General features: G+C 62.4%; 20 protein-coding genes. 14 read left to right on the top strand and 6 right to left on the bottom strand.

Going from position 1 to position 24,580, the window contains the following annotated elements:
• The first annotated feature begins 52 nt into the window (after positions 1-52).
• From V1273_RS26125 to V1273_RS26110, 4 genes are read left to right on the top strand one after another with little or no spacing between them, the layout of a single operon-like run.
• Complete coding sequence (locus tag V1273_RS26125) at positions 53-1,081, top strand: ABC transporter ATP-binding protein (RefSeq protein WP_334381107.1); 1,029 nt, start codon at positions 53-55, stop codon at positions 1,079-1,081.
• The gene (locus V1273_RS26120) at positions 1,078-2,013 is read left to right on the top strand and encodes a carbohydrate ABC transporter permease (protein WP_334411362.1); all 936 of its coding nucleotides are present in this window, start codon (positions 1,078-1,080) and stop codon (positions 2,011-2,013) included. The genes V1273_RS26125 and V1273_RS26120 overlap by 4 nt, the downstream gene beginning before the upstream one ends.
• Positions 2,013-2,867, top strand: a complete 855-nt coding sequence (locus V1273_RS26115) for a carbohydrate ABC transporter permease (RefSeq protein ID WP_334411361.1) — start codon at positions 2,013-2,015, stop codon at positions 2,865-2,867. The genes V1273_RS26120 and V1273_RS26115 overlap by 1 nt, the downstream gene beginning before the upstream one ends.
• An 11-nt stretch (positions 2,868-2,878) precedes the next feature.
• Entirely contained in the window at positions 2,879-3,106 is a 228-nt protein-coding gene (locus tag V1273_RS26110; protein WP_334411360.1) for a hypothetical protein, read from the top strand.
• A 31-nt stretch (positions 3,107-3,137) separates the two neighbouring features.
• Here the strand turns inward: V1273_RS26110 and V1273_RS26105 are convergent, their stop codons facing one another.
• Entirely contained in the window at positions 3,138-3,272 is a 135-nt protein-coding gene (locus tag V1273_RS26105) for a hypothetical protein (protein ID WP_334381111.1), read from the bottom strand.
• Between the two features lie 510 nt (positions 3,273-3,782).
• Here V1273_RS26105 and V1273_RS26100 point away from each other — a divergent pair.
• The 5 genes from V1273_RS26100 to V1273_RS26080 all read left to right on the top strand — a co-directional run bounded on the left by V1273_RS26100 (position 3,783) and on the right by V1273_RS26080 (position 9,729).
• Positions 3,783-3,917 carry a hypothetical protein gene (locus V1273_RS26100; protein ID WP_334364113.1) on the top strand — a complete coding sequence of 45 codons (135 nt, stop codon included), beginning with the start codon at positions 3,783-3,785 and terminating at the stop codon, positions 3,915-3,917.
• 208 nt (positions 3,918-4,125) lie between these two features.
• Positions 4,126-4,500 (top strand): response regulator transcription factor, encoded by a 375-nt coding sequence (locus V1273_RS26095; protein ID WP_334364112.1) that lies wholly within the window; start codon positions 4,126-4,128, stop codon positions 4,498-4,500.
• Between the two features lie 20 nt (positions 4,501-4,520).
• Complete coding sequence (locus V1273_RS26090; RefSeq protein WP_334381112.1) at positions 4,521-6,626, top strand: 3'-5' exonuclease; 2,106 nt, start codon at positions 4,521-4,523, stop codon at positions 6,624-6,626.
• Positions 6,627-6,692: 66 nt separating this feature from the next.
• The gene (locus tag V1273_RS26085; protein WP_334364110.1) at positions 6,693-6,947 is read left to right on the top strand and encodes a hypothetical protein; all 255 of its coding nucleotides are present in this window, start codon (positions 6,693-6,695) and stop codon (positions 6,945-6,947) included.
• A 361-nt stretch (positions 6,948-7,308) separates the two neighbouring features.
• A complete protein-coding gene (locus tag V1273_RS26080; RefSeq protein WP_334411359.1) occupies positions 7,309-9,729 on the top strand; it encodes an ATP-binding protein in 2,421 nt (806 codons plus the stop codon).
• A gap of 26 nt (positions 9,730-9,755) precedes the next feature.
• Here the strand turns inward: V1273_RS26080 and V1273_RS26075 are convergent, their stop codons facing one another.
• Positions 9,756-11,216 carry a DUF294 nucleotidyltransferase-like domain-containing protein gene (locus V1273_RS26075; RefSeq protein ID WP_334411358.1) on the bottom strand — a complete coding sequence of 487 codons (1,461 nt, stop codon included), beginning with the start codon at positions 11,214-11,216 and terminating at the stop codon, positions 9,756-9,758.
• 672 nt (positions 11,217-11,888) lie between these two features.
• Here V1273_RS26075 and V1273_RS26070 point away from each other — a divergent pair.
• The gene (locus V1273_RS26070) at positions 11,889-13,088 is read left to right on the top strand and encodes an adenylate/guanylate cyclase domain-containing protein (RefSeq protein ID WP_334381115.1); all 1,200 of its coding nucleotides are present in this window, start codon (positions 11,889-11,891) and stop codon (positions 13,086-13,088) included.
• Positions 13,089-13,517: 429 nt separating this feature from the next.
• A complete protein-coding gene (locus tag V1273_RS26065; protein WP_334411357.1) occupies positions 13,518-15,818 on the top strand; it encodes an MHYT domain-containing protein in 2,301 nt (766 codons plus the stop codon).
• Between the two features lie 46 nt (positions 15,819-15,864).
• On the opposite strand, the gene V1273_RS26060 is transcribed toward V1273_RS26065, so the two are convergent.
• Entirely contained in the window at positions 15,865-18,975 is a 3,111-nt protein-coding gene (locus V1273_RS26060; RefSeq protein WP_334411356.1) for an efflux RND transporter permease subunit, read from the bottom strand.
• Positions 18,972-20,150, bottom strand: a complete 1,179-nt coding sequence (locus V1273_RS26055) for an efflux RND transporter periplasmic adaptor subunit (RefSeq protein ID WP_334411355.1) — start codon at positions 20,148-20,150, stop codon at positions 18,972-18,974. The genes V1273_RS26060 and V1273_RS26055 overlap by 4 nt, the downstream gene beginning before the upstream one ends.
• Positions 20,151-20,235: 85 nt before the next feature.
• Here V1273_RS26055 and V1273_RS26050 point away from each other — a divergent pair, with 85 nt between their 5' ends.
• Positions 20,236-21,039, top strand: coding sequence for a hypothetical protein (locus V1273_RS26050; protein WP_334411354.1), 804 nt, complete (start codon positions 20,236-20,238; stop codon positions 21,037-21,039).
• A gap of 57 nt (positions 21,040-21,096) precedes the next feature.
• Here the strand turns inward: V1273_RS26050 and V1273_RS26045 are convergent, their stop codons facing one another.
• The gene (locus V1273_RS26045) at positions 21,097-21,531 is read right to left on the bottom strand and encodes a hypothetical protein (protein WP_334364102.1); all 435 of its coding nucleotides are present in this window, start codon (positions 21,529-21,531) and stop codon (positions 21,097-21,099) included.
• A 269-nt stretch (positions 21,532-21,800) separates the two neighbouring features.
• A complete protein-coding gene (locus V1273_RS26040; RefSeq protein ID WP_334364101.1) occupies positions 21,801-22,025 on the bottom strand; it encodes a hypothetical protein in 225 nt (74 codons plus the stop codon).
• Positions 22,026-22,452: 427 nt separating this feature from the next.
• Here V1273_RS26040 and V1273_RS26035 point away from each other — a divergent pair, with 427 nt between their 5' ends.
• Both V1273_RS26035 and V1273_RS26030 read left to right on the top strand, forming a co-directional pair.
• Positions 22,453-23,130 carry a response regulator transcription factor gene (locus tag V1273_RS26035; RefSeq protein WP_334364100.1) on the top strand — a complete coding sequence of 226 codons (678 nt, stop codon included), beginning with the start codon at positions 22,453-22,455 and terminating at the stop codon, positions 23,128-23,130.
• A gap of 78 nt (positions 23,131-23,208) precedes the next feature.
• Entirely contained in the window at positions 23,209-24,573 is a 1,365-nt protein-coding gene (locus V1273_RS26030) for a sensor histidine kinase (RefSeq protein WP_334411352.1), read from the top strand.
• Positions 24,574-24,580: the final 7 nt, after the last annotated feature.

Raw genomic sequence — 24,580 nt, 5'->3', positions numbered from 1 at the left:
GGCGGCGGCCCGGCCCCGTTTGACGCCGACGCGAGAGAGCCGAGAGGCATTCATGGCGACGGTCGAAGCACGGCACATATCGAAGCATTTCGACGAGGTGCGCGCGGTCGACGGCATCGACCTCCTCGCGCGCGAAGGCGAATTCCTCGTCCTGCTCGGCCCCTCCGGCTGCGGCAAGACCACGTTGATGCGGCTCATCGCCGGACTCGAACAGCCGACTGCGGGCGACATCGTCATCGACGGCCGCGTCGTCACTGACTTGCCGCCGCGCGCGCGCAATGTCGCGATGGTGTTCCAGAGCTACGCGCTGTATCCGCATCTCACAGTCGCGAAGAACATCTCGTTTCCGCTGCGCGCGATCGGCATGCAAAGGGACGCGATCCGCAAGAAGGTGGAATGGGCCGCGCGCATGTTCGGAATCGAGCGCTTCCTCGATCGCAAGCCACGCCAGCTCTCCGGCGGCGAACGTCAGCGCGTGGCGCTCGCACGCGCGGTGGTGCGTGAACCGGTGGTGTTCCTGCTCGACGAGCCTCTGTCCAATCTCGACGCCAAGTTGCGGAATTCCGCCCGCGACGAGCTCAAGCAGTTCCAGCGCGACCTCGCCACCACCACCATTTACGTCACCCATGATCAGGCCGAAGCCATGGGGCTCGGCGATCGCATTGCAGTGCTGAACCAGGGCAAGGTGATCCAGATCGGCACGCCGCAGGAGATTTACGGCAAGCCGATGGACACCTTCGTCGCCACCTTCATCGGCTCGCCGCCGATGAATCTGGTGGAGGAGGGCGCCTCCTATGTCGGCTTTCGGCCGGAGGCGTTTCTGCCGCGCGAGGTAGGCAATTCGGACGACAGCATCGGCTTTCCCTTCCGCGTCACCCGCGTCGAATATCTGGGCGCCGATCGGCTGGTCTACGGCGTGCTCGAAGGCAGGACGGCCGAGGCGCATGTGATCTCGAAGATGCCGAACAACATCCGCGCCGAAGTCGTCGCAGGCGAGTGGTACGATTTCGTGGTGCGCAGGCGCGAGATCCATCGCTTCGACCGGAACAGCGGCCGGCACATCGACGGGATCGGGCGATGACGACGGCAACCGCTAACGCCTTCACTGCGAAAGCGGGCTGGCGCACGCGGCTTGCCGACAACGAGCGCCTGTTGTGGCCGCTGATGCTCGCGCCAGCGATCCTCTACATCGTATTGCTGGTCGGCTTTCCGTTTTTTCTCTCGCTGTTCTACAGCGTCTCCGATGTCACCGTCGGCAGCCGCAGCATGAACTTCGTGGGCCTCGAGAATTTCCGCCGTGTGGTGGTATCCAACACGTTCTGGGCTGCGCTCAAGAACACCCTCATCTTCACGATCGTCTCGCAATTCTTCGTGCTTGTTTTCGCCAATATCCTTGCGATGGCGCTGTGTGCCGATTTCCGCGGCAAGTGGCTGGTGCGCCTGCTTATCCTGTTGCCTTGGGTCGCTCCGATTTCGCTTGGTGCAATCGGCTGGTTATGGATCTACGATTCGATCTATTCGGTGATCAACTGGACCGGGCAGGCCTTGCGCATTCTCGGACCGAACGATTGGCCGATCTGGCTTGGCCAGCCCAATCTCGCCATGGCCTCGATCATCGTTGTGCAGATCTGGCGCATCGTGCCGCTCGCCACCGTGATCCTGCTTGCAGGGCTCACCTCGATTCCCCAGGACATTCATGACGCCGCCGCTGTCGACGGCGCCGGTTTCTGGCGCCGCACCTTGCAGATCACATTCCCGCTGCTGCTGCCGATCACGCTCGTCGCCGTGCTGTTCGGGATCATCTTCACCTTCACCGACATGATCGTGGTGTTCTTGCTCACCCGCGGCGGCCCCTACGACCAGACCCAAGTGCTCGCAACCTGGGCCTTCTTCACAGGCATCCAGGGCGGCGATCTTGCGGGAGGTGCGGCGGTGTCGCTGTTCCTGTTCCCGGTATTGATGGCGGTGGCGATCGTGTTCCTGTTGCTTGCGCGGCGTTCGGAGGTGACGTGATGACGCGCCGCCCTTTCAAGCTGGTGCGCATCGCCAGGGCCGGCGGCCATGCCAGCATCCTGGTCTTCTTCATCACGTTCCTCGCATTTCCGTTCTATTGGATGCTGATGACGACGTTCAAGACCACGATCGATCTGCACGACGTCAGCAAGAACCCGTTCCTGTTCAACGAGCCGCCGACGCTCGAGCATCTCGCCGTGCTGTTTCAGGACACCCAGTATCTGCAATGGCTGATCAATACCGGCGTGGTGGGGATCGCGGTCGTTCTTATTACGCTTGTACTGGCGGTGCCGGCGGGCTACGCGCTGGCGCGCATGACCGGCCCCTGGGCGCAGACGCTCGGCATCGCTATCTTCCTCACCTATCTCGTGCCGCCAACCATCTTGTTCATCCCGTTCGCGCGCATCATCGCGACGCTTGGCCTGCAGGATTCGCTTTGGTCCTTGGTACTCGTCTATCCGAGCTTCACGGTGCCGTTCTGCACCTGGCTGCTTATGGGATTCTTCAAGGCGATCCCACGCGATCTTGAGGATGCGGCGATGATCGACGGGCTTTCGCGGCTCGGTGCGTTCCTCAAGGTGGTGATGCCGATCTCGCTCGCGGGCGTGCTGACCGCGGTTATCTTCGCTTTCACGCTGGTGACGCAGGAATTCGTCTACGGCGTCACCTTCATCACCTCCGCATCGAGCTACACTGTCAGCGTCGGCGTGCCGACCTTCCTGGTGCGCGGCGACGTCTATTTCTGGGGCTCGATGATGGGCGCCTGCTTGATCGCAAGCGTTCCCATCGCAATCATCTACAATCTCTTCGTCGACCGCTTCGTGGCCGGCTTTACGGTGGGGGCGGTGAAATAGGGTGGTGGCACATGTCAGGCGCGAGCGTGTCGGATCAGGAACGCGAACTGCATGAAGTGAACGGCTGCCTTGAACTTCTTTTCACCTTGCGCTCGGAATTCGCGCAATGGCTGGGCGAGGTGCGGGACGGCTCCGCGCGCGAGGAGTTGGAGAATGTCCTGGGTCATATCGAGGCGCTGGAACGGGAGTACCGCACGCGTCGGGACGAACTGCGGGAGCATCAGGCTACGAGACCCTAGCGCGCCGACCCGCGAGCGCGAACCGCCGTCCTCAATCTGAAAACACGATCGGCAGCATGGCCTGATGGCCGCGCGAGAAGGACAGCAAAGACGCCACCTGATCATTCAAATGTTTAACCATCGAAGATGAGTCGAAGTTTCCCCTCGTTCCAGTTTGGGCGGCCATTCCAAAACGCCTTGAAACGCAATGAGGCATTTCCAACCCAAACAATCCCGTAAGGCATTGAATTCATTATCTTATCACGGATGCCCAGGGAGCGCCAATTTTTCTTCTCGCTCCATGACGGTGTTCATAGGCGCCGGCCCTGACACGATCGGGCTGTCGAAGCCGCTCTCTGCCAAAGATGAAGCACGGCTGGCCCGCGTTTCGAAGGCGCAGGCGTTCTCGCGGTGCAGCAACCGGTGGAAATAAGCCTTCCTGCAGGTGCGACTTGCCCGGTCCAACGAAGGTCAAAGCCATGCGGCCGCCTCGCACGCCCGGCACCGCAGCATTCCTGCCGGATGTCCAGGATTCGAAAAAGAGTGGGCAAGGACAAGAAGGGGCGGAGGATGTAAAGTCAGTTCGCGCGACCTTGGTGGCCAGCAGTTTGACTTGCTGCACGATCGGCGGGTCGCTGTGTCATCGGGCGGGGCTCGGCTGAGGTTTTGGGAGGGCGAGAGCAAAACGGAGGAACCGATGAAAAGGGATATCTGGCAAGAAAACAAAGAGCGCTACTTCGAGTGGAATCCCATCGAAGGCCTCGGTGCCAAGTTCACATGGGCTGCGATCGGAGCAGCTGTGGCTGTCGTCGCCATGTACCTGCTGCGCTAGAGCGGACGGGAATAGATGGACTCGCGATCGCACCCCCAGGTTTTTGATTGAGCATGATCCTTTCGGCAAACCGGTACCCACCCCCGACCACGTCGAGGGGAAGCTCTTCGGGATCATGCTCTAGGTAGGTGGCGCGGAATTGGGCAGAGCGCACTTTTCGCTTGCCGCGCTCTCGCGCGGTCGAGCAAGGCGACCTCTGGAGGATGCAATGCCGCAAAGCGTGCTCGTGGTCGACGACGAGGCCAACATCCTGCTGTCCCTCGAGTTCCTGATGAAGAAGGCCGGCTACGAAGTTCGCCTCGCCCGCGATGGCGAGGAGGCGCTCGCGGAGATAGCCAAGGCGCGGCCGGATCTCGTGCTCCTCGACGTCATGATGCCGAAGCGCAACGGTTTCGACGTGTGCGAGGCCATCCGGGCCAATCCAGAGTGGCGGGCGGTGCGTGTCATCCTGCTGACAGCCAAGGGCCGCGACATCGAACGCGAAAAGGGCTTGGCGCTGGGCGCCGACGACTACATCACCAAACCGTTCTCGACGCGCGAGGTCGTTGAACGGGTCACCGCTTGGATCGGGCCGGCCAAGTAACCGGGCAACAAGGGCGTGCGATGCAGGCTGCCGTTGCGATACCAATCCTCCTCGCAGCATTGGCGCTTGCCGCCTTCGCTGTGTCCGGCGTTGCGCTGTGGCAGGCGGTGCAAGGTGGCGGAGCGGTCGGCGCTTACATGTCCATCGCATTTGCCGTCGTCGCCGCTTTGGTTGGACTGGCTTGGGCGCTGCTGCATGTCAAGCTCCTCAAGCCTCTGGCCGCTCTGAAGCGGGAACTGCTGATGCAGTCGCAGATACGCGTCGATCGACCGCTCGCGGTCGATCGCGGCCACTTGCTCGATGGGCTTGCAACGGCGGTCGAAAAAATACTCGGCGCGCTCCGAGCCGCGCGTGGCGAGACACAGGAGGCCGTAGATGCTGCCACGCGGCGTGCGGAGGAACAGAAGAGCCGGCTCGAGGCCATCCTGCTCGATCTCTCCGAAGGTGTGATCGTCTGCAATCTCGAGCACCGCATACTCCTCTACAACCAAGCCGCCGCCCGGATACTCAACGCGCGCGATACGCTTGGACTTGCCCGCTCATTGTTTGGCGTGCTGACGCGAGAGCCCGTGCTATTGACGCTTGAGCTGCTCCTGCAACGGTCAGAGGACGCAGCCGGCGATGAAGCCCGGTCCACCGGAGAATCGACGCTCGATTCCACGACGCGCCGCTTCGTCTGTGCGTCGGTCGACCTTGCGACTTTGCTGCAGGCGAGGCTCAGCCTGGTGCGCGAACCTTCGGGCCGTGCCTCAGGCTACGTGTTGACCTTTGCCGATGTCGGCGCCGAACTCGAAAACGTGGCCCAGCGCGATGCGCTTCTGCGCGAGGTCGCCATGGAATGGCGACGGCCGCTTGCAAGCTTGCGCGCCGCGACCGAGATGCTGGCGGGGGAGCTCGAAGCGAGCGAGCGCCGCGTCTTTCAAGACGTCGTTGGCAAGGAGGTCGAAGCGCTCAATCGGAGCTTTACCGACGTTGCGCAGCGTTACGAACGCCTTGCGACGGGTCAGTGGCAGTTGGCCGACATTTACTCGTTGGATCTGTTCCGCGCCGTCCGCAGGCATTTGGCAGACGCCGACGGCATCCAGGTCACGCCCGTGGGCGTGCCGGTCTGGATTCATGCCGACAGTCACTCGCTGGTGCTGGCGCTCGAGCATCTGATCCGCGCCGTTGCCAGGCACACGGCGAAAGCCGCCTTCGATATCGGCGCCGTGGTGCAAGACAAATACGTCTACGTCGAGGTGGTTTGGGACGGCGCGCCGCTCGCCTCGGCGATCATCGAAGTCTGGCTGGCCGAGCCGCTGAAGGGTACGATCGGCAACCGCACAGTCCGCGAGATCGTGGAGCAGCATGGCAGCGAGCTATGGAGCCAGGTGCTGCCGGAGGGGCGCACGTGCCTCAGATTGCCGCTGAGGAAGGCCGTAGAGCCGCCCGCCCGGGAACGCCGGGACCGCGTTGTGCCGATGCCGGAGCTATACGACTTCGACCTGTTTGCTCTTCCGACTGAGGCAATCAGGGACACGCCGTTGCGCAAGCTCGACCTGGTCGTATTCGACACCGAGACCACCGGCGTAAGGCCCGACGAGGGTGATGAGCTGATCTCGATCGGAGCAGTTCGTGTGGTTAATGGCCGCATTCTGACGGGCGAGACGTTCGAGCGACTGGTCAATCCGAGTCGCGATATCCCCGCCAGCACGACGCGAATTCACGGCATCACCACCGACATGGTACGCGACAAGCCCCCAGCACAAGTCGTCTTGCCGCAATTCAAGTCCTTCATCGGTGAATCCGTGCTCGTCGCTTACAACGCCGCCTTCGACATGAAATTCCTCGAGAACGGGGCCGAGCAGGCAGGCGTCAAATTTGACAACCCGGTGCTCGATGCTCTGCTTCTGTCCGTGTATCTGCAGCCGGATGTGTCCGATTTTTCGCTGACTGCCACTGCTGAACGACTGGGTGTCGAGGTCATTCGCAGGCACACCGCAATCGGCGACGCCATGACCACGGCCGCGATCTTCGTAAAGCTCCTGGATCTGTTGAGAGCCCGCGGGATCGAGACGCTCGGTCAGGCTGCCAGGATTTCCAGCCGGATGATGGAGCATCGCCGTCAGCAGGCGCAACTCATATGATTCCGCGCTGTCGCGGCAAGGACGCAGCGAAGCGCACATCGAGGTGATACCATGCCAAGGCGAGGATTGACCGGCGAGCGCTTGATCGGCTTGTTCCTGTTCGGTTTGCTTCTGCTCACACCGCCGCTGATCGGCGCCTTCGACAAGGCCACCTTAGTGGGCGGGATACCGTCGCTTTACCTCTATTTATTTTTATCATGGGCGTCGCTGATCGCCCTCACGGGCTTGATCGTCGAGCGGCCGGACCCCGACGAGGAGATTGCCGAAAGCGAGCCTGGCCCGAATTCCGACCAGGGTCCCAACCGCAGACCGCGAGCCTGAGCCATGCTGGGCGGGTACGTCATAGTCACGGTCTCCTTCCTGTATCTCTCGATCCTGTTCGCCATCGCCTACTATGGCGACCGCCGCGCGGACCAGGGTCGGAGCATTATCGCGAGCCCCTACATCTTTGCGCTGTCCATTGCCGTGTACGCCACAGCCTGGACCTTCTACGGCAGCGTCGGACGGGCCGCGTCCTCCGGCGTCAGTTTCCTGCCCATCTATCTTGGCCCGACGCTGACCTTCATCCTTGGCTGGTTTCTGATCCGCAAGATCATACGCATCAGCAAGGGTCAATCGCATTACCTCGATCGCCGACTTCGTTGCCTCGCGCTATGGCAAGAGTTCCTTTCTGGGCGGACTGGTGACCATCATCGCGGTCGTCGGCATCATGCCGTACATCTCGCTGCAGCTGAAGGCGATCTCGACGAGCTTCGCCGTGCTCCAGCACTACCCGGACATCGTGATGCCGGCCAAGCTTGGCTCGACTCCGGTCCTGCAGGACACAGCGCTCTACGTCGCGGTGATCATGGCCGCATTTGCCATCCTGTTTGGCACGCGGCACATCGACGCCAGCGAGCGTCATGAAGGCATGGTGGCGGCGATTGCCTTCGAGTCGGTGGTCAAGCTGTTCGCTTTCCTGGCGGTTGGGCTATTCGTCACCTTCGGCATCTATGGCGGCTTCGGCGAAGTGTTCTCGCGCGCGGCCACCGACCCAGCCCTCGCGCGTCTCTTTACGCTCGAGGCAGCCGGCGGGTACACGAGCTGGATTTCGCTGACGCTGGTCTCGATGGCAGCCATTGTCTTGCTGCCGCGCCAGTTTCAGGTGCTGGTGGTCGAGAATGTGGATGAGCGCCACATCAAGAAGGCCATCTGGCTGTTCCCGGTCTACATGTTGCTCATCAACATTTTCGTCTTGCCGATCGCTTTTGGCGGGCTCCTCCACTTTCCCGGAAATACGGTCGATACCGACACCTTCGTGTTGACCGTGCCGATGGCCGAGCATTTTTGGACCATCGCGTTGTTCGCATTCATCGGCGGCCTCTCCGCGGCAACGGGCATGATCATTGTCGAAACCATTGCCCTGGCCACCATGGTGTCGAACGATCTCGTCATGCCCCTGCTGTTGCGCTTCGGCCGACTGCATCTCTCGGAGCGCAAGGATCTGTCTGGCCTCATGCTCGCCATCCGCCGCAGCGCCATCATCTTCGTGATCCTGCTCGGCTATGCGTATGTCCGGTTGATCGGCGAATCCTACGCGCTCGTCTCCATCGGGCTGATGTCATTCGTCGCTGCCGCACAGTTCGCGCCCGCTATCCTCGGCGGCATCCTGTGGAAGGGAGCGACCCGCCTCGGCGCTATGGCTGGAATGAGCGCCGGGTTCCTGGTGTGGATCTACACCCTGCTGCTGCCTTCGTTCGCACGATCGGGGTGGATCTCGGAGAGCTTCGTGCAGGACGGCCCATGGGGGCTTGCACTGTTCAGTCCCTATGCGTTGCTCGGGCTTTCCGGCCTCGATCCCATCGCGCACGCCCTGTTCTGGACCATGGTGATCAATATCGGACTTTATGCCGCTGTATCGCTTATGACGACGCAGACCATGATCGAGCGCAGCCAGGCCGTACAGTTCGTGGACATCTTCAAGCAGCCGTCCGAGGGCGCGCGCATTTGGCGCGGCAGGGCCACTATTGGCGACCTCCGTCGCCTCTCCAATCGCTTCATCGGTGAGACCTTGACGGATCAAGCCTTCCAGCGCTTCGAGCGCGACCGAGAGCGCCGGCTCGACGATGCGCATGCGGCGGACGCGGACATCGTGCATTACGCGGAGCGGCAACTCGCCGGCGCCATTGGCGCGGCCTCCGCGCGGATTATGATCGCCTCAGTGTTGAGGGAGGAGATGCACGACATCGATGAGGTCATGCAGATCCTCGATGAGGCTTCTCAACTCGTTGTCTACAGCCGTCAACTGGAGGAGAAGTCGCAGCAGCTCGAGGCGGCGACGGCCGAGCTCAGGGCCGCTAACGAGCGGCTCAAGGAGCTCGACAAGATGAAAGACGACTTCGTCTCGACGATCAGCCATGAGTTCAGGACACCGCTCACCTCGATCCGCTCCTTCAGTGAGATCGTGCACGACAATCCGGACATTCCCGTCGAGCAGCGCAAGATGTTTCTCGGTACTATCGTTCAGGAAACCGAGCGGCTGACCAGGCTTGTCAACGACATCCTCGATCTCGCCAAGATGCAGGCGGGCCAGACGGACTGGCAACTGGCTAGGATCGAGCCAAGGAAGGTGATCGACAACGCGCTCGCCGCAACGGCCGGCCTGTTCGCCAAGAACCCCCGCATCAAGCTTGAGTGCCGCGTGGCCGAGGATCTGCCGAGGATTCTCGTTGACGCCGATCGGATCACGCAAGTGCTCGTCAATCTGATTTCGAATGCGGTCAAGTTCTGCGACAAGGACAATGGTTTGATAACCATTGTGGGGCGAGCAGAAGAAGCGGGGTCCGTCCTGATCAGCGTGCATGACAATGGTGTCGGCATCGCCAGGGAGGATCACAAGAAGATTTTCGAGCGGTTCCGCCAGGCGGGCGACACATTGATCGGCAAGCCGCAGGGCACCGGTCTGGGGCTGCCGATCAGTTTGCATATCCTTGAGCGCTTCGGGGGCACCATCTGGGTCGAGAGCGAACTCGGCAAGGGTGCGACTTTTTTCGTCCGCATCCCTTCGGCCGCCTCTTCGGCCGAGCTCTCCCACCCGGCCACGGCCGCTCGCGAAGTCACTTGACCGCAACGTGGCGAGTTGCTCGCCAGCTAGAGCGAGCGTTCCGCGAATTCCATATTCAGTGTTGCACGCAGGTTTTCGATGGCGCGGAAAGACGCCACGAGATGTTTGTTTTCGCGTTGTGAGAGATCAGCCACAGGGACATAGTTGGTGATCTTGCGCCCGGCCTTGAAGTCCTTCAGCTGCTGGCGCAGCAAGAGACGGGTCATATGCCTGAAGGCGTCGGCAAGATCCTCATGGTCTCCAGCGCTGATGGCTCCCTTCTCCTTGAGGCAGTCAAGCCGGGTGAGAGTCGACGTGGCCGGAATGCCGGCTTTAAGCGCAAGCAGCCGCGTACCTTCCACGAGCGGAAGCGTTCCACGAAGCTTCAGGTTCACCACACCCTGCCGATACTCCCCATGGTACTCCTTGCGCAAGCGTCCGAACCAGCCGAGTGCCACCTTGTGCTCGGCTTCGATGGCGAACAGGTGTCGGAGGAACTGAGGGGACTCCGACGTTACTGCGGTGACGTGGGCGCGGAGCTCGCTTGAGAGTGCGGGATCGCCGAACGCATGACGGAAATCGAAGAAGATATCGCAGTTCAACAGCATCTCGGACTCGCGCCGCCTGATCCAGTTGTCGATCTGCCGGCGCCAATCCGACAGGCGCTTGCGCCAGACGGGATTGGTGGCCATGACATCGCCGACGCAGAGGCGAAAACCGACCGCGTCAAGCATCCGCGTCATGCGCTCGGCAAGCTCCAGAAAATATGCGTCCGCACGCTTGCCCTGGCCGACGACGTCGTCAGCGAGGATGAAGCCGTTGTCCTGGTCGGGCGCCAGAAAGTTTTCGCCGCGCCCGCCCGACCCCATGATAATGAGAGCGAACCGCGCAGGAGGCTCCCCCCAGCCGTCGTCGCGCATCGCCGCTTCGACCAGCCTCAAGACACGCCGGTGGATATCGTTGTTGATTTCCGTGAGCAGCGACTGCACCTCCGGCGCCGAAACGTTGTTGTCCAACAGTGCGCTGGCAAGCTGGGCCTGTGCCTTCCTTATGAGGTGCAGGCCCTCGACGCTCTCCTCGTGCGTGAGCTGCTCGATGAGCGACATGCTCTCGCTCGACAAAGAGGCGAGCGCTTCGTCCAAGGCGAGCATGCCGATCATCGCTCCGCTCCAGTCCACGACGGGGACATGCCGAAGCTTGCTACGGCGCATCAAGGCGACGGCCTGGAAAAGGTAGTCGTCGGCCCCCGTCACGACTACCGGCGCCGTCATCACCGACTCGACGCCTTGATCGGGCTCCGTACGCCACGCGATCCGGCGCACGACGTCCTGTTCCGTCACGATGCCCCTGGGGCGGCCCGCAGCATCGATGACGACGGCACAGGACGCGGGCGTCGCCGTCATCAGGCTTACGACCTCGCCCACCGTCGTGCCCGGTGCAACACGAACAGGCGGCGGTCGCATATGGTCGCGTACGAGGCGCCGGAAAATCTCGGTTTGCGTACTCAATGGTGGTTTGCTCCGCGGACCCACATGCCCCTGCACGATCATCAGGCCACGATTTGAACCTACCGCTACGCGGTACGCGCTTATGGCCTCCGGCTGCAGTCTGGATTATATCGCAATTTCAACCACATAAGAGTTCGTAGTTTTATTCTGGGTGGCGTGCCAGCGGCTCTGGAAGCCCACCTAACATGCGAGGGCTCGTCACTACCTTGTTTACTTCGAAGCAGCGTGTTCCGCAGGAAGCATTAGGGACCCGCGTCTTGATGTCTGGACGCGTGCCCGGAAAGGAGCTTGGCCTGAGCGACCAGAGATCTTGATGATCATTCTTGGAGCTGAGTTGCCCAACGAAGGACTGCTTCTCCCATTTGGAAACGAGTGCCAAGCTATTGAAATTGCTAGGGCGCATTTTTTGAATTTCTTCCAAATGCGCTTTGAGATCGTTGAATAATCAAGCGGATTTTGATTCCGCCATTCTGAGGTTCGATCCCTCCAGCTCCAGTTAGGGCTCAAAGCGCAAGCCCGGCACGACCGCGGCGCCCTCTCGCGCCGGATACGCGACAACTCGCCGGCAACCCGATGCGCACAAGCAGATTGCGGCGGGCTCCGTTGACGAGGTCGCGCGAGGACACGACATATCCTGTACCGTCGATCCAGGTCACTGCTCAGGAGCAAGATATGAACGCGCCGCCAAAAATCGATCCCGTTACCGCGTGTTCTGACCGGGACGTCTTGCACTGGCTGACAAACGGCACGCGTGATGAGCGCTTCATTGACAATATTTTCGCTGAGCTGTGTATCCGGCTCCAGCGAGCAGGCATACCGGTCAAGCGGGCGTCGCTTCATATCCTGATCCACCATCCGCAATGGCTTGGCGCACGGATCATGTGGGCCGACGGGATGCGCGAGGCGGAGATTGCGAGGGTCGACTACGACGTCAGGGAGCGATCCGAATACATCGGCAGTCCCGCCAACGAAGTCCATGACGGTGCCTCCGAGGTGCGCGAAAATCTCGAACGGGACCCGTCACTGGGCCGCAAGCATGCCGTCTTTGACGAGATGCGGGCGAAAGGCCTGACTGATTATGTGGCGTGGCCGCTGTATCATACGCTCGGTAAGCGGCATATCGTGACCTTTGCAACCGACCGGCCAGGAGGTTTCGACGATGCGCATATCGCCAGCCTGTTAGAACTGTTGCCGGTTCTGGCGCTGGTCAGCGAAATCCGTGTCAAGAACCGGTTGGCGCGAACGCTGCTCGAAACCTATGTCGGGTCGCATGCCAGCGAGCTCATTCTAGCCGGCGCCACCAGGCGGGGCAGCGGGACGACGGTACGCGCTGCCATCATGATCTGCGATCTGCGTGATTTCACCAGGATCTCCGACAACTGGCCGCGCGATGACGTTATTGATCTCCTGAACGGCTATTTCGATGCGATGTCGGAGCCGATTGCCAGACACGGCGGGGAAATACTGAAATTCATCGGCGACGGCCTGCTTGCCATTTTTCCGCTGAGCCAGCCATCGGCCTGTGCAAATCTGCTGCATGCCGTGGCTGAAGCCCGTCAGGCCATGCTTGCCCTCAACGAAAAAAACGGCGAAACCGGTCGTGAGCCGCTGAATTACGGCATCGGCGTCCACGTCGGTGATGTCATGTACGGCAATATCGGGTCGCGCAGCCGGCTCGACTTCACGGTCATCGGTCCTGCGGTCAACATGGCTTCGCGTCTCGAAGCCCTCACCAAACAGTTGGGAAAAACCGTGCTGCTATCCCGCGCGTTCGCTGATTTCGTCGAAAACGATTTCGATCTCGAACGCGTCGGGGAATATCCGGTGCGCGGCTTCAACGACCCAATCGAGCTGTTTGCGTATCACGGCTGAACGACGATCCATCGCCAGGTGCCAGGCCGCCCCACGGGGCACCAACTCGTCAAACGGCCATTGTCAGCGAATGTCGGCCGCGGCGGTTGCTAGAGCCATAGGTCTAGAGTCATTGATTCGCGCGCAGGCCATTCAGCGCAGTCGCTCCCTGATGTTGCCGGGACCGATCCTCTGTGGAGACTGCTTCTATTTGGAAACGGCTGCCACGCTATTGAAAGGCTACGGCCGTCTTGAGCTTTTTTTCCAAAAACGCCTTGAAATCATTGGATAATTTGGCGGATTTCGATTCCGCCGTTCGGAAGTTCGATCCCTCCGGTCCCGGGCAGGCGCTCCGCCGAGTTCGGCACCCTCAATTGCCATTCGGCGCGGGAACAATGCACGGCTGCAAGAACGGTGCTATTGAGATGCTTCCCTTGCGACATCAACGGAATGCATCACCATCCAGGCACCCATGACCCCGTTCTTGTCGCGCTGTCAGTCCTGATCGCCGCGCTTTCTTCCTACACGGCACTGGATCTCGCGACTCGCATGCGAGCTGCCTCCGGTTCCGCCAGCCTGGGCTGGCTTGGGGCTGCAGCCGTCGCCATGGGTGGCGGCATCTGGTCCATGCATTTCGTCGCCATGCTGGCGTTCAGCCTGCCCGGCGTCGAAATTTCCTACGATCCGCTCCTCACGCTCCTCTCGCTTGCCCTTCCCATTTTGGTCGCTGCAGCCGCGTTCGTCGTCGTTAGTCAGCGGTCGAACGCGCTCATCATTTCCGGCATCGGAATGGGGCTTGCGATCTCCGGCATGCATTACACCGGCATGGGGGCCATGCGGATGGCGGCTTCGATCCACTACGATCCCCTCTGGGTTGTGCTTTCCATCGCCATTGCGATCGGCGCGTCCATCATTGCGCTGTGGCTCGCCTTTCGCACGACGAGCGTGCTCGAGCGCATATCGGCGGGCGCCATCATGGGCCTGGCGATCTCCGGGATGCACTACGCGGCCATGCGGGGCTCCTCCTTCGTTGCCACGGATGCCATTCTTGGCCGCGCAGTCCACGGCGCGGTTGGGCAAGCGCCGCTCGCGTTCCTGGTCGCCGGCACCACGATCATCGTCCTCGTCATCGGGCTCGCCGCGGCCGTGTACGACCGCGCCTCGGCAGAACGTGCCGATCGCGAAGCCGAGGCACTCAGGCGAAGCGAGGAGAAGTTTCGCCTGCTGGTGGAGGGGGTGGCCGACCACGCCATCTTCATGCTCGACCCCGAAGGGCGGGTGGCGAACTGGAATCTCGGCGCGCGCCGGCTGATCGGCTACGGCGACGAGATCATAGGTACCCACTACGCCATCCTTCACACCGAGGAAGACCGCGCGTCCGGAGTTCCTGATGCCGAGCTTCACGACGCAAAGCGGGAAGGCAAGTCAGAAGGCGAGGGCTGGCGCGTTCGCAAGGATGGCAGCCGCTTCTGGGCCGAGGAGACGATACGCGTGGTGCAAAACGAGCGTGGCGAGGCAATCGGTTTCGCCAAGATCGTGCGCGATGTGACGGAGCGGCGCCGAGCCCAGGAAGCGCTGGAGCGCACGCGCGATGCGCTCGTGATATCGCAGAAGATGGAGACTGTCGGACAGCTTACCGGCGGCGTCGCCCACGACTTCAACAACATACTCGCCGTGATCCTGGGCAGCCTCGAACTGGCGAAGAAGCGCCTCCAGCCGGAAGATCCCCGGATTCACCGGCTGCTCGATAACGCGATTCAAGGTGCGCTGCGCGGCGCCTCGCTGACCCAGCGCATGCTGGCGTTCGCACGCAAGCAGGACCTCAAGCCCGTCGTCGTGGATGTCCCGGAGCTGGTGCGCGGAATGGCGGCTCTCCTGAAGTTTGATCCAGCCATCCGGGTCGAGACTCGTTTTCCGATCGAGCTTTCGAAGGTGAAGGTCGATGCCAACCAGCTCGAGCTCGCGATCCTCAACCTCGCCGTCAATGCGCGCGATGCGATCGCGGCCAGTGGCGGGGTCATCAGCATCGCTGCCCGCGAAGAGTATGCCATCGATGGCCTTGCCGAGGGACGATACGTCGCGCTCTCGGTGAGCGACACCGGATGCGGCATGGACGAGGAGACGCTCAAGCATGCGCAGGAGCCGTTCTTTACGACCAAGGGCGTCGGTAAGGGAACCGGCCTCGGCCTCTCGATGGTGAAAGGGTTGGCCGAACAGTCCGGAGGCGTGTTGCGGCTGAAGAGCCGCATCGGCGAAGGGACCACGGCCGAGATCTGGCTGCCCGCCTCTCAGGACGAAAAGCTGCCGGTGCCCCATGCGGCGGAGCCGTCGCGTTCCGCGCCCCGCGGCAGCCGCCCCCTTTCCGTGCTGGTCGTCGACGATGATCTTCTCGTCCTCGACAGTGTCGCTGCGATGCTCGACGATCTCGGCCACGCCGTGATCGAGGCGCGCTCCGGCGAGGAGGCAGTCCAGCTTCTGCGCCGAATGCCGAAGATTGACATCGTGGTGACCGACTACGCCATGCCGGGGATGAACGGGTTGCTGCTTGCCGAGGCAGTGGCCGCCGAGCGTCCCGGCACGCCCGTGGTGCTCTGCACAGGATATGCCGAACTGCTCGGCTCGACGCAGCCTCACTTGCCGCGCATCTCAAAGCCGTTCGACCAGGCGGCGCTGCTGGCCGCCATCGAGGAGGTGATGAGCGCACAGGCAGCTTCGCGCTCGGTTGTGACCTTACACCCGAAGAGGGCCTGACAGTTGATCGTTCTCATCGCGTCTCAGTGAACGGCCGGAACTCCCGTCACTCGGCCGGCATCGGCTTGGCGCCGTCCTCGATCGCCGGCTTCTTCTTGCCGAACAGCCAGCCCTGCAGCTTGTCGAGGTAGATGTAGACCACCGGCGTCGTATACAGCGTGAGAAGCTGCGACACGGCCAGTCCTCCGACGATGGCGTAGCCAAGCGGCTGACGTATCTCGGAGCCCGCGCCGGTGCCGAGCATCATGGGAACGCCAGCAAGCATGGCTGCCATCGTGGTCATGAGGATCGGCCGGAATCGCATGACGCAGGCGCGATAGATGGCGTCTTCCGCCGACAATCGCTCCTGTTGGCCGACATGCAGGGCGAAATCGACCAGCATGATGCCGTTCTTCTTGACGATGCCGATCAGCAGGATGATGCCGACGATCGCGATTACGCTGAGATCGAGGTGAACCGCCATCAACAACAATAGTGCTCCGAGCCCCGCCGACGGCAGCGTCGAGATGATGGTAATGGGATGGATCAGGCTCTCATACAAGATGCCGAGGATAAGATAGATCACGAACAGCGCCGCCACGATCAGGATCGGCGTTGTCGATAGGGAATCGCCGAACGCCTGTGCGTTGCCCTGGAAGCTGGTCTGCAGCGAAAGCGGTTTGCCGAGCTGCTTCTCGATATTCTGGATGGCGCTTGTCGCCTGGCCGATCGCCGTGCCGGGGAGCAGGTTGAAGGAGATCGTCACCGACGGAAACTGTCCCTGGTGATTGACCACGAGCGGGGCGACCTTGACCACACTGTCGACCAGCGTCGATAGCGGCACCTCTTGGCCGGCTGAGGATTTGACATAGATTCCAGTCAACGCCTCGGGCGAGTACTGGAATTTCGGATTGACCTCCATGATCACGTGGTACTGGTTCAGGGTCGTGTACATTGTCGATACGATGCGCTGGCCAAAGGCGTCATCGAGCGTGTTGTCGATGGTGAAGGGCAGGATGCCGTAGCTCGAAGCCACCTCGCGCTTGATGGAGATGTCGAGCAGGGGGCCGGAATTGAGCTGGTCGGTCGCGACGTCGGTGATGCCGGGGATCTTCTTGATCCTGTCGAGGAACAGCGCAGCCCAGTGATTCAGCTCACCGGGATCGGCATCGCCCAGCGTGTACTGATACTGGGTTTTCGAGACGCGTCCGCCGATGGTGATGTCCTGCGCGGCCTGCATATAGAGCGTGATGCCCTGAATCTTGGCCAGGTTGGCACGCAGGCGGGCGAGCACCGTTTCCATGCTATCGCGCTGCTTGTAGGGCTTGAGCGCAATATAGATGCGGCCATTGTTGACCGTGGTGTTGCCGCCGCCGGCGCCGATCGCCGAGCCGACGGATGCGACGGCCGGATCCCGCGTGATGGCATTGAGCAGCGCCTGCTGGCGCTCGGTCATCGCAGAATAGGAAATATCCTGCGCGGCTTCGGATAGACCGATGATCAGCCCGGTGTCCTGCTGCGGAAAGAAGCCTTTGGGAATGACGACGTAGAGATAGCCGGTCAGCCCGATGGTCGCAAACATCGTCAACAGGGTGATGAAGCGGTGACGAAGCACGATCTTGAGACCGGCCTCGTAGGCTCCGAGTAGTGAACTGAAGCCACCTTCGAGGATGCGGAACAACCGTCCATGCGTCCTGTTTTCCGGCTTGAGCAGCCGCGCGCACATCATCGGCGTCAAGGTCAGCGAGATCAGGAGCGACAGCACCAGGGCGACGCTGACGGTGACGGCAAATTCGCGGAACAGCAGCCCGACATATCCGCCCATCAGGAACAGCGGAATGAAGACCGCGATCAGTGACAGCGTGATCGACATGATGGTGAATCCGATCTCGCCGGCGCCCTTCAGCGCCGCCTCGAATGGCGTGGCGCCACCTTCCATGTGCCGCACGATGTTCTCGATCACGACCACGGCGTCGTCGACCACGAAGCCGACGGCGATCGACAGCGCCATCAGCGACAGGTTGTCGAGGCTGTAGCCGAGCTCGTAGAGGACAGCGAGCGTGCCGATCAGCGACAATGGAACGGTGACCGCCGGGATGACCGTCGCCCAGAAGTTTCTCAGGAAGATGAATATCACCATCACCACCAGCGCAACCGTCAGCATCAGCGTGAACTGAACGTCGTGGATGGATGCGCGGACCGTATCGGTGCGGTCGGAGATGACGTTGACCTTGATCGCGGGCGGGATCGAGGCCTGCAGCACCGGCATCTCTGCCTTGATCCGCTCGACGGTGTCGATGACGTTGGCACCGGGCTGGCGCTGGATCGCCAGGATGACCGCGCGCCGGTTGTTGTACCAGCCGGCGATCAGGTCGTTTTCCGGCGCGCTGACGGCGCGACCGACGTCGCGGATTCGGACCGGCGAGCCGTTCCGGTAGGCGATCACGAGATTGGCGTAGTCCTCCGCCTTCAAGAGCTGATCGTTGGTGTTCAGCGTATAGGTCTGGCGTGGGCTGTTGAGCGTGCCTTTCGGCAAATCGACATTGGCTTGGCCGAGCGCCGTGCGGACGTCCTCGAGATTGATGCCGCGCGCGGCAAGCGCCTGCGGATCGAGCTGCACGCGCACGGCGGGCTTCTGCTGGCCGCCGATGCCGACGAGGCCGACGCCCGGAATCTGCGATATCTTCTGCAGCAGAATGTTTTCCGCGTACGCATCCACTGTGGTCAGCGGCAGGCTGTCCGATGTGAGACCGAGCACCAGGATTGGCGTGTCCGCCGGATTGACCTTGCGGATGGTGGGCGGGTAGGGGATGCCCGGCGGTAGAAACGGACTTGCGGCGTTGATCGCCGACAGCGTGTCGCTGACCGTTCCGTCGATCTGGCGGTTCAGATCGAACTGTAGCGTGATCTGGGTGAAGCCGAGGGCGCTCGCCGACGTCATCTGGAGAAGACCCGGAATCTGCCCGAACTGGAGTTCGAGCGGCGTCGCTACCGACGCCGCCATGGTCTGCGGATCCGCACCCGGCAACTGCGCCGTCACCTGCAGCGTCGGATAATTGACGTTCGGCAACGCCGCGACCGGCAGCAGCGGGTAGGCGATGAGGCCGCCGACCAGAAGGCCGACCAGCAGGAGCGCCGTTGCGATCGGCCGGTGGATGAAGGGCGCGGATATGTTCATGGGATCGTCGCCTGTTGTGCTTGCTGTGCCGCTGCTTCCTCGGCTGCTTCGCCGTGCAGCGGCGTGACATGTGTGCCCGGCTGCAGCCGGTATTGTCCGTCGACGACGACCTGCTCGCCGGCTTTCAGGCCGGAATCGATCAGCGCCTCGCCGTCGGTGATCTGTGCGACCTTGACGGGGCGCATCGCTACCGTGCTGTCGGGCTTGATGACATAGGCATAGGCGCCGTTCGGACCCTGCTGCACGACCGAAGCGGGGACGGTCAGCCCGTTGTGCCGGGTCGTGATCAGCAGCCGCGCATTCACCAACTCACCCGGCCACAGCTCACGAGATTTGTTGGGAAAGGTTGCCTTGAGCTGGATAGAGCCGGTCGTCTGCAGGATCTCGTTGTTGACCAGCGCGAGCTCGCCCCGGCCTAGCTGCAGGGTGTCATCCTGATTATAGGCGAGGACCGGAAGCGGCGTCTTGGTCGCTTGCTGCTGTTTGAGGATCTGCGGCAGCACGCCTTCCGGCAGCGTGAAGATCAGCGAGATGGGATCGAGCTGGGTCACGACGACGAGGCCGTTGGCCGTCGTCGGGCTGATGATGTTGCCGACGTCGATCTGGCGAATGCCGACCACGCCGTCGATCGGCGAAGTCAGCCGCGTGTAGCTAAGTTGCACCTTGGCCGCCTCGATCAGCGCCTGGTCGGTCTTGATCGCGGCCTCGAGCTGGCCGACCTGCGCCTTCTGGGTTTCGATCAGTTGCGGCGTGGCCCAGCCCTTGTCGCCGAGTTGGTTGTAACGCGCGAGATTGGCGCGGGCATTGGTGAGCTGGGCCTGATCGCGCTCCAGATTGCCCTCAAACTGGTCGATCTGGGCCTGATAGGGACGCGGATCGATTTGCGCGAGCAGGTCGCCGGCATGGACGGTCTGCCCTTCGGTGAAGTTGATGCTGATGAGCTGGCCCTGGATCTGCGCACGCACGACATCGGTGTTGTACGCGATCACGGTGCCGACGCCGTTCTGGTAGATCGGTACGTCATGCTGCGCGACCACGCCGGCCACGACCGGAACCGGAGGTGGCGGCGCGGCCGCGACAGCGGCTTTGAACACGTCGGCGTGCGTGAAATAGAGCAGGCCGCCGGCGGCGACGGCACCGAAAAGGACTGCAGGTATTGCAAATTTCATTTTCATGGCTGCTTCTCGCGCGTGGGTTTCCGCTCAACGGAACATCGTGGCGGCGGTTGATAGGCCTGGTATCGTGTTCGGCGCCCCTGTGATGTTCGGTATCCCTGTGATGGCGTCGGTGGACGCGGCGACGGCCGTCGTGTTCGGTGTCGGCAGCGTGACGGCGGGCACCGTCGGGACCGTCGGCGCGATGGTGCTGATGGTGGGTCCGACGGTGATGGTTGGCACCATCGCGGCGGAGCTAATCCCAAGATTGCCGAGCTCGGTCGAGCCCATCGGAATGCCAGTGCGCGCCACGCCGCCCGGCGCCACCGGAGACATCGGCGTCGATGACGCTGCAAGATTGCCCGAGCCTGCGCCGCACATGCTCGATGTACCCGAGGTGTCGATCAGGGCCGATGTCGGCGGAATACCCGATGACGACATTCCTGACGAATTTGGCGCTCCCGCCATCGGCATCGCGGACATCGTGCTCTGCGGTGTGACCGTCCCGACCGCCACGCCGCCGCCGTCGAAGGTCGCAGCCGATCCGAACATCGTCGACGGTGCCGTGCCGATCGTCGAGCACACGGTGCTGCCGATTGTGCCGGTCTGGTCGGCCGGCGCGGGACTCACGCCGGGTGAGGCGATTTCCGTTGCGCCCAAGGGGATGCCGGTGCCGCCGACTGGCGCGCTTGGCACCATGCCGAGCGGCGACGTGGCCGAGAGCGAAGGTATCGGCATCACCGCGGCCTGCTGCGCAAAGGCCGGGCCGCACAGCAAGGCAGAGGCTGCCGTGATCATCAGGAAGCGTTTCATGTGGTCTCCAGTACCGTTCAACCGACACGACAACGCGTGGCGCGAAGTCCACGCGATATCTTTGGGCTATTGGGGGATCGGTCCGGAGGACGTTTGAAGAAACCAGGAAAACGTCCTCCGAACCGACAGCCTGCGCGCAGCTTGCGCTGCGGGTTCAGCTACAGCTCAGCGGCAAGGGGCTGTAGGGGTGCCGGTAGTACCAGTCGTAGCAATCGGGATAACCGTAGTACCCGTAGCCGTATCCCGGCCCGTACCTGTCGAAGCGATGCACGACGTGCTGGTGGAGTCCGAAACCGTGCGCACCGATGTGGTCGCCGCCGATGTGGTCACCGCCGATGCCTCCCACATGTTCGCCGACGCCTACGCCGCCGATATGGGCCCCACCGCCAAAGCCTCCGATGTGGCCTCCGCCGCCAAAGCCGCCCATGTGGCCACCGCCACCGAAGCCACCGCCCATATGGCCGCCGCCACCGAAGCCGCCACCAAAACCTCCGCCGTGGCCGCCACCGCCACCGCGGGCCTCGGCCGCGCCCACCACCAGACTCGAAGCGAGAAGAGCCGTTGCCAGTATCGTGAGCATTCGTTTCATCGTGAGACTCCTTTTCAGTCAGATGCTCGGCGCCGTGACGCGCGAACTTCAACGGACCGCGCGAGCGAAACGTCGGATGAGTGACAGGTAGGTGCGATGCACAGGGCATCCATTAAATTCGGCGTTAGTCTTCGCCGCCTTGGCATTCACGAACTGGAGCAGCCGCAGCTATGCGTCAAAGGAGAACACGTTGGCGTGCGGGCAAAAGAAGACGGGCCGGCGGGATATTCCGCCAGCCCGGCATGTTGTTGGGTCGTAACGCGAGCGGATCAGTAACCGGTGTTGGGTTCGCAAGGCGGGTTGGTCCACGGTGCCGTGGCATAGGCGCCGACGCGCGGAGCGCGGACGCAGCTATCGCCTGCGTCGCGATGCATCGTCGACATCACGCGGCCATTGGCATCGGTTACGACATGCCGCGTGTTGGCGGCCAGTACCGGAGTGGCGAAGGTGGCTGTGGTGAGTAACACAGCCGACAGAAGTTTCAGGTTGCGCATGGGTGTTCTCCATAGGTGGGGAAGCCAGGCCGGCTTCTTCCTGTGACGTGCGGCTGGCCTGCCGTCGTCCAAAGCGAATATCGCTTCACGCGCTCTCAACTCGACGTGAAGGTGACGTGGGGCTCACCTGTCCGACATCGTGCCGGCTGATCGGGCAATGCAGGCCCGCCGATTCATTAAATTGCTATTTATTGGCGCAACGGGCCGCCGGCGGCTAACTGTTTCGGGCGGGCCCGCCGTGCTTGTACCGAGGCGGCGGAATGGCCGCCTGGCGGATGGCGCCTGCAGGATATTGTAGGGATCGCGGCGCTGTCTGGCTCCCCTGAACCGTGAGACTTGTGCGCGTCGCCATGGCATTATTGGCTGCCCGGCGTATCATTGCCACCTGGCGTCGAGAGGGTATCTTGATAGCAATCGGATCGATCAGATGACGAAGGTTCTCCTCATAGAAGACGACGGCGAGACGGCGGGGGAAATCACGGCCGAACTGGCCGATCGTGGCTTCGAGGTGGAATGGTCGCCCGACGGGCTCGATGGCCTTGCCAAGGCGCGCGACCTGCGTCCGGACGCCATGATCGTCGACCGCCTGCTGCCGGGAATGGATGGCCTCACCGTCATCGAGTCCTTGCGGAAAGATCAGGTGCGCACGCCGGTGCTGGTGCTGAGCGCACTTGGCGCGGTCGATGACCGCGTGCGCGGATTGCGGATGGGGGGTGACGACTATCTCACCAAGCCGTTTGCGATCGTCGAACTCGTCGCGCGCATAGAGGCGTTGCTGCGCCGCCCGCCGGAAACGCGGGAAACCAACTTGCGGGTGGGGCAACTCGAGCTCGACCTGATCGAGCGGACGGCAAAACGCGGCGAGCGCAGGATTGATCTCTTGCCGCGCGAGTTTCGCCTGCTCGAATACATGATGCGGCGGAGCGACCAACTCTTGACGCGCGCGATGCTGCTCGAAGAGGTCTGGAATTACAAGTTCGTCCCCGCCACCAACCTGGTCGACGTTCATATGGGCCGCGTGCGGCACAAGGTCGACGGTCCGGACGACGCCCCGATGATTCAAAATGTCCGCGGCGCAGGATTCATTCTTCGTGCCGTGCCTTGACTGACTTTTGGCGGCCTTGCCGGGCGCCCGCGCCGTTGGGCCGGCAAGGTGATCGAACGGCAGGCCGGGAAGCTTCAGTTGCAGTTCATTCGCTCGAAGACGTTTCACTGGACCACGATCCTGGCGGGCCTGTTCGCGATCTTCGTCACGGTTTTGTTCGGTTTCATCTACTTCAGGATCGACGATTATTTGATCGCGCGATCCGATCGCATGATCACGACGCAGATCGGCTTCTTTGCCGGATTGCCGCGCGAGCGTCTGATCGGTGCGCTCAATGATCATCTCGGGCAGGATTCCCGCGGCGTTCAGTTCTCCGGCGTGTTCGACGCGAACGGGGATCGGCTGGCCGGCAACGTCGCAGCCCTGCCGGACGGGCTCGACATCGGGGCACCGGCGCGGAGCATGCCGCTGGTGCGCCTTGATGACAAGGAAGCCGGTGCGACATCCGTCAGAACCGTCGCGCGGCGCCTCGAGAACGGCGACATATTGGTGGTCGGGCGAAACGTCGACGAAACGGCGGAAGTCTTCAGGGTCGTCGGAGCGGCGCTGGCGCTTGGCCTGTTGCCTGCGTTCTGTCTCTGGTTGTTGGCCGGCGCCTGGCTGAGCGCGCGTGCCCGCAGGCGGGTCGAGGAGGTCAACTTCCGGGTCCAGCGCATCATCGCCGGAGATCTACGCGAGCGGCTGCCGCACAAGAACGTCGATGAACCGTTCTCGCGGCTCGCCGCCATCGTCAACGGCATGCTCGATGAGCTGGAGACCACGATCAACGCGCTGGCCGGCGTCGGCAACGACATCGCCCACGATTTGCGAACGCCGCTGACGCGCGCTCGTCTGACGCTCGAGCGCGGCCGTACCAACGCGACGACCCTGGAGCAACTCCAGGAAGTTGTCGACAAGGCCATCGCCGGCATCGACCAGTCGCTGTCGATCGTCACGGCGCTGTTGCGGCTCGCCGAGATCGAGAACAGCCGCCGCTCGTCCGCCTTCGGCGACGTTGCGCTCGGCGACATGCTGCGCGAGGTCTGCGACATGTACGAGCCGATCGCCGAAGACAAGCAGATCGCGCTGAGCGTGAACATAGCCGACAAATTCTCCGTACGCGGCGATCGCGACCTGCTGCTGGAGGCGGTGGCCAATCTCGTCGACAATGCCATCAAGTTCACGCCCCGGAGCGGCAGGGTCGAGCTTGCGCTGCTGCGCGGTGAGGGCGAAACCATCTTGCGTGTGACAGATACGGGTCCGGGGATCAGCGCGCTGGAGCACGAAGCCGTGTTGCGCCGGTTCTATCGCTCGGACAAGATTCGTAACACGCCGGGCATCGGCCTTGGACTCAACCTGGTCTCGGCAATCGTGAAGCTGCACGGCTTTCGCCTGATCATCCACGCCGGCCCGGGAGGCCGGGTGGAGATCGTTTGCCCCGATGAGCAAGGTGGCCGGACATAGGTCCGCC

This window comes from Bradyrhizobium sp. AZCC 1721 (assembly GCF_036924715.1).
Lineage (GTDB): Bacteria > Pseudomonadota > Alphaproteobacteria > Rhizobiales > Xanthobacteraceae > Bradyrhizobium.
This window is presented reverse-complemented; position numbering and strand designations above follow the sequence as displayed.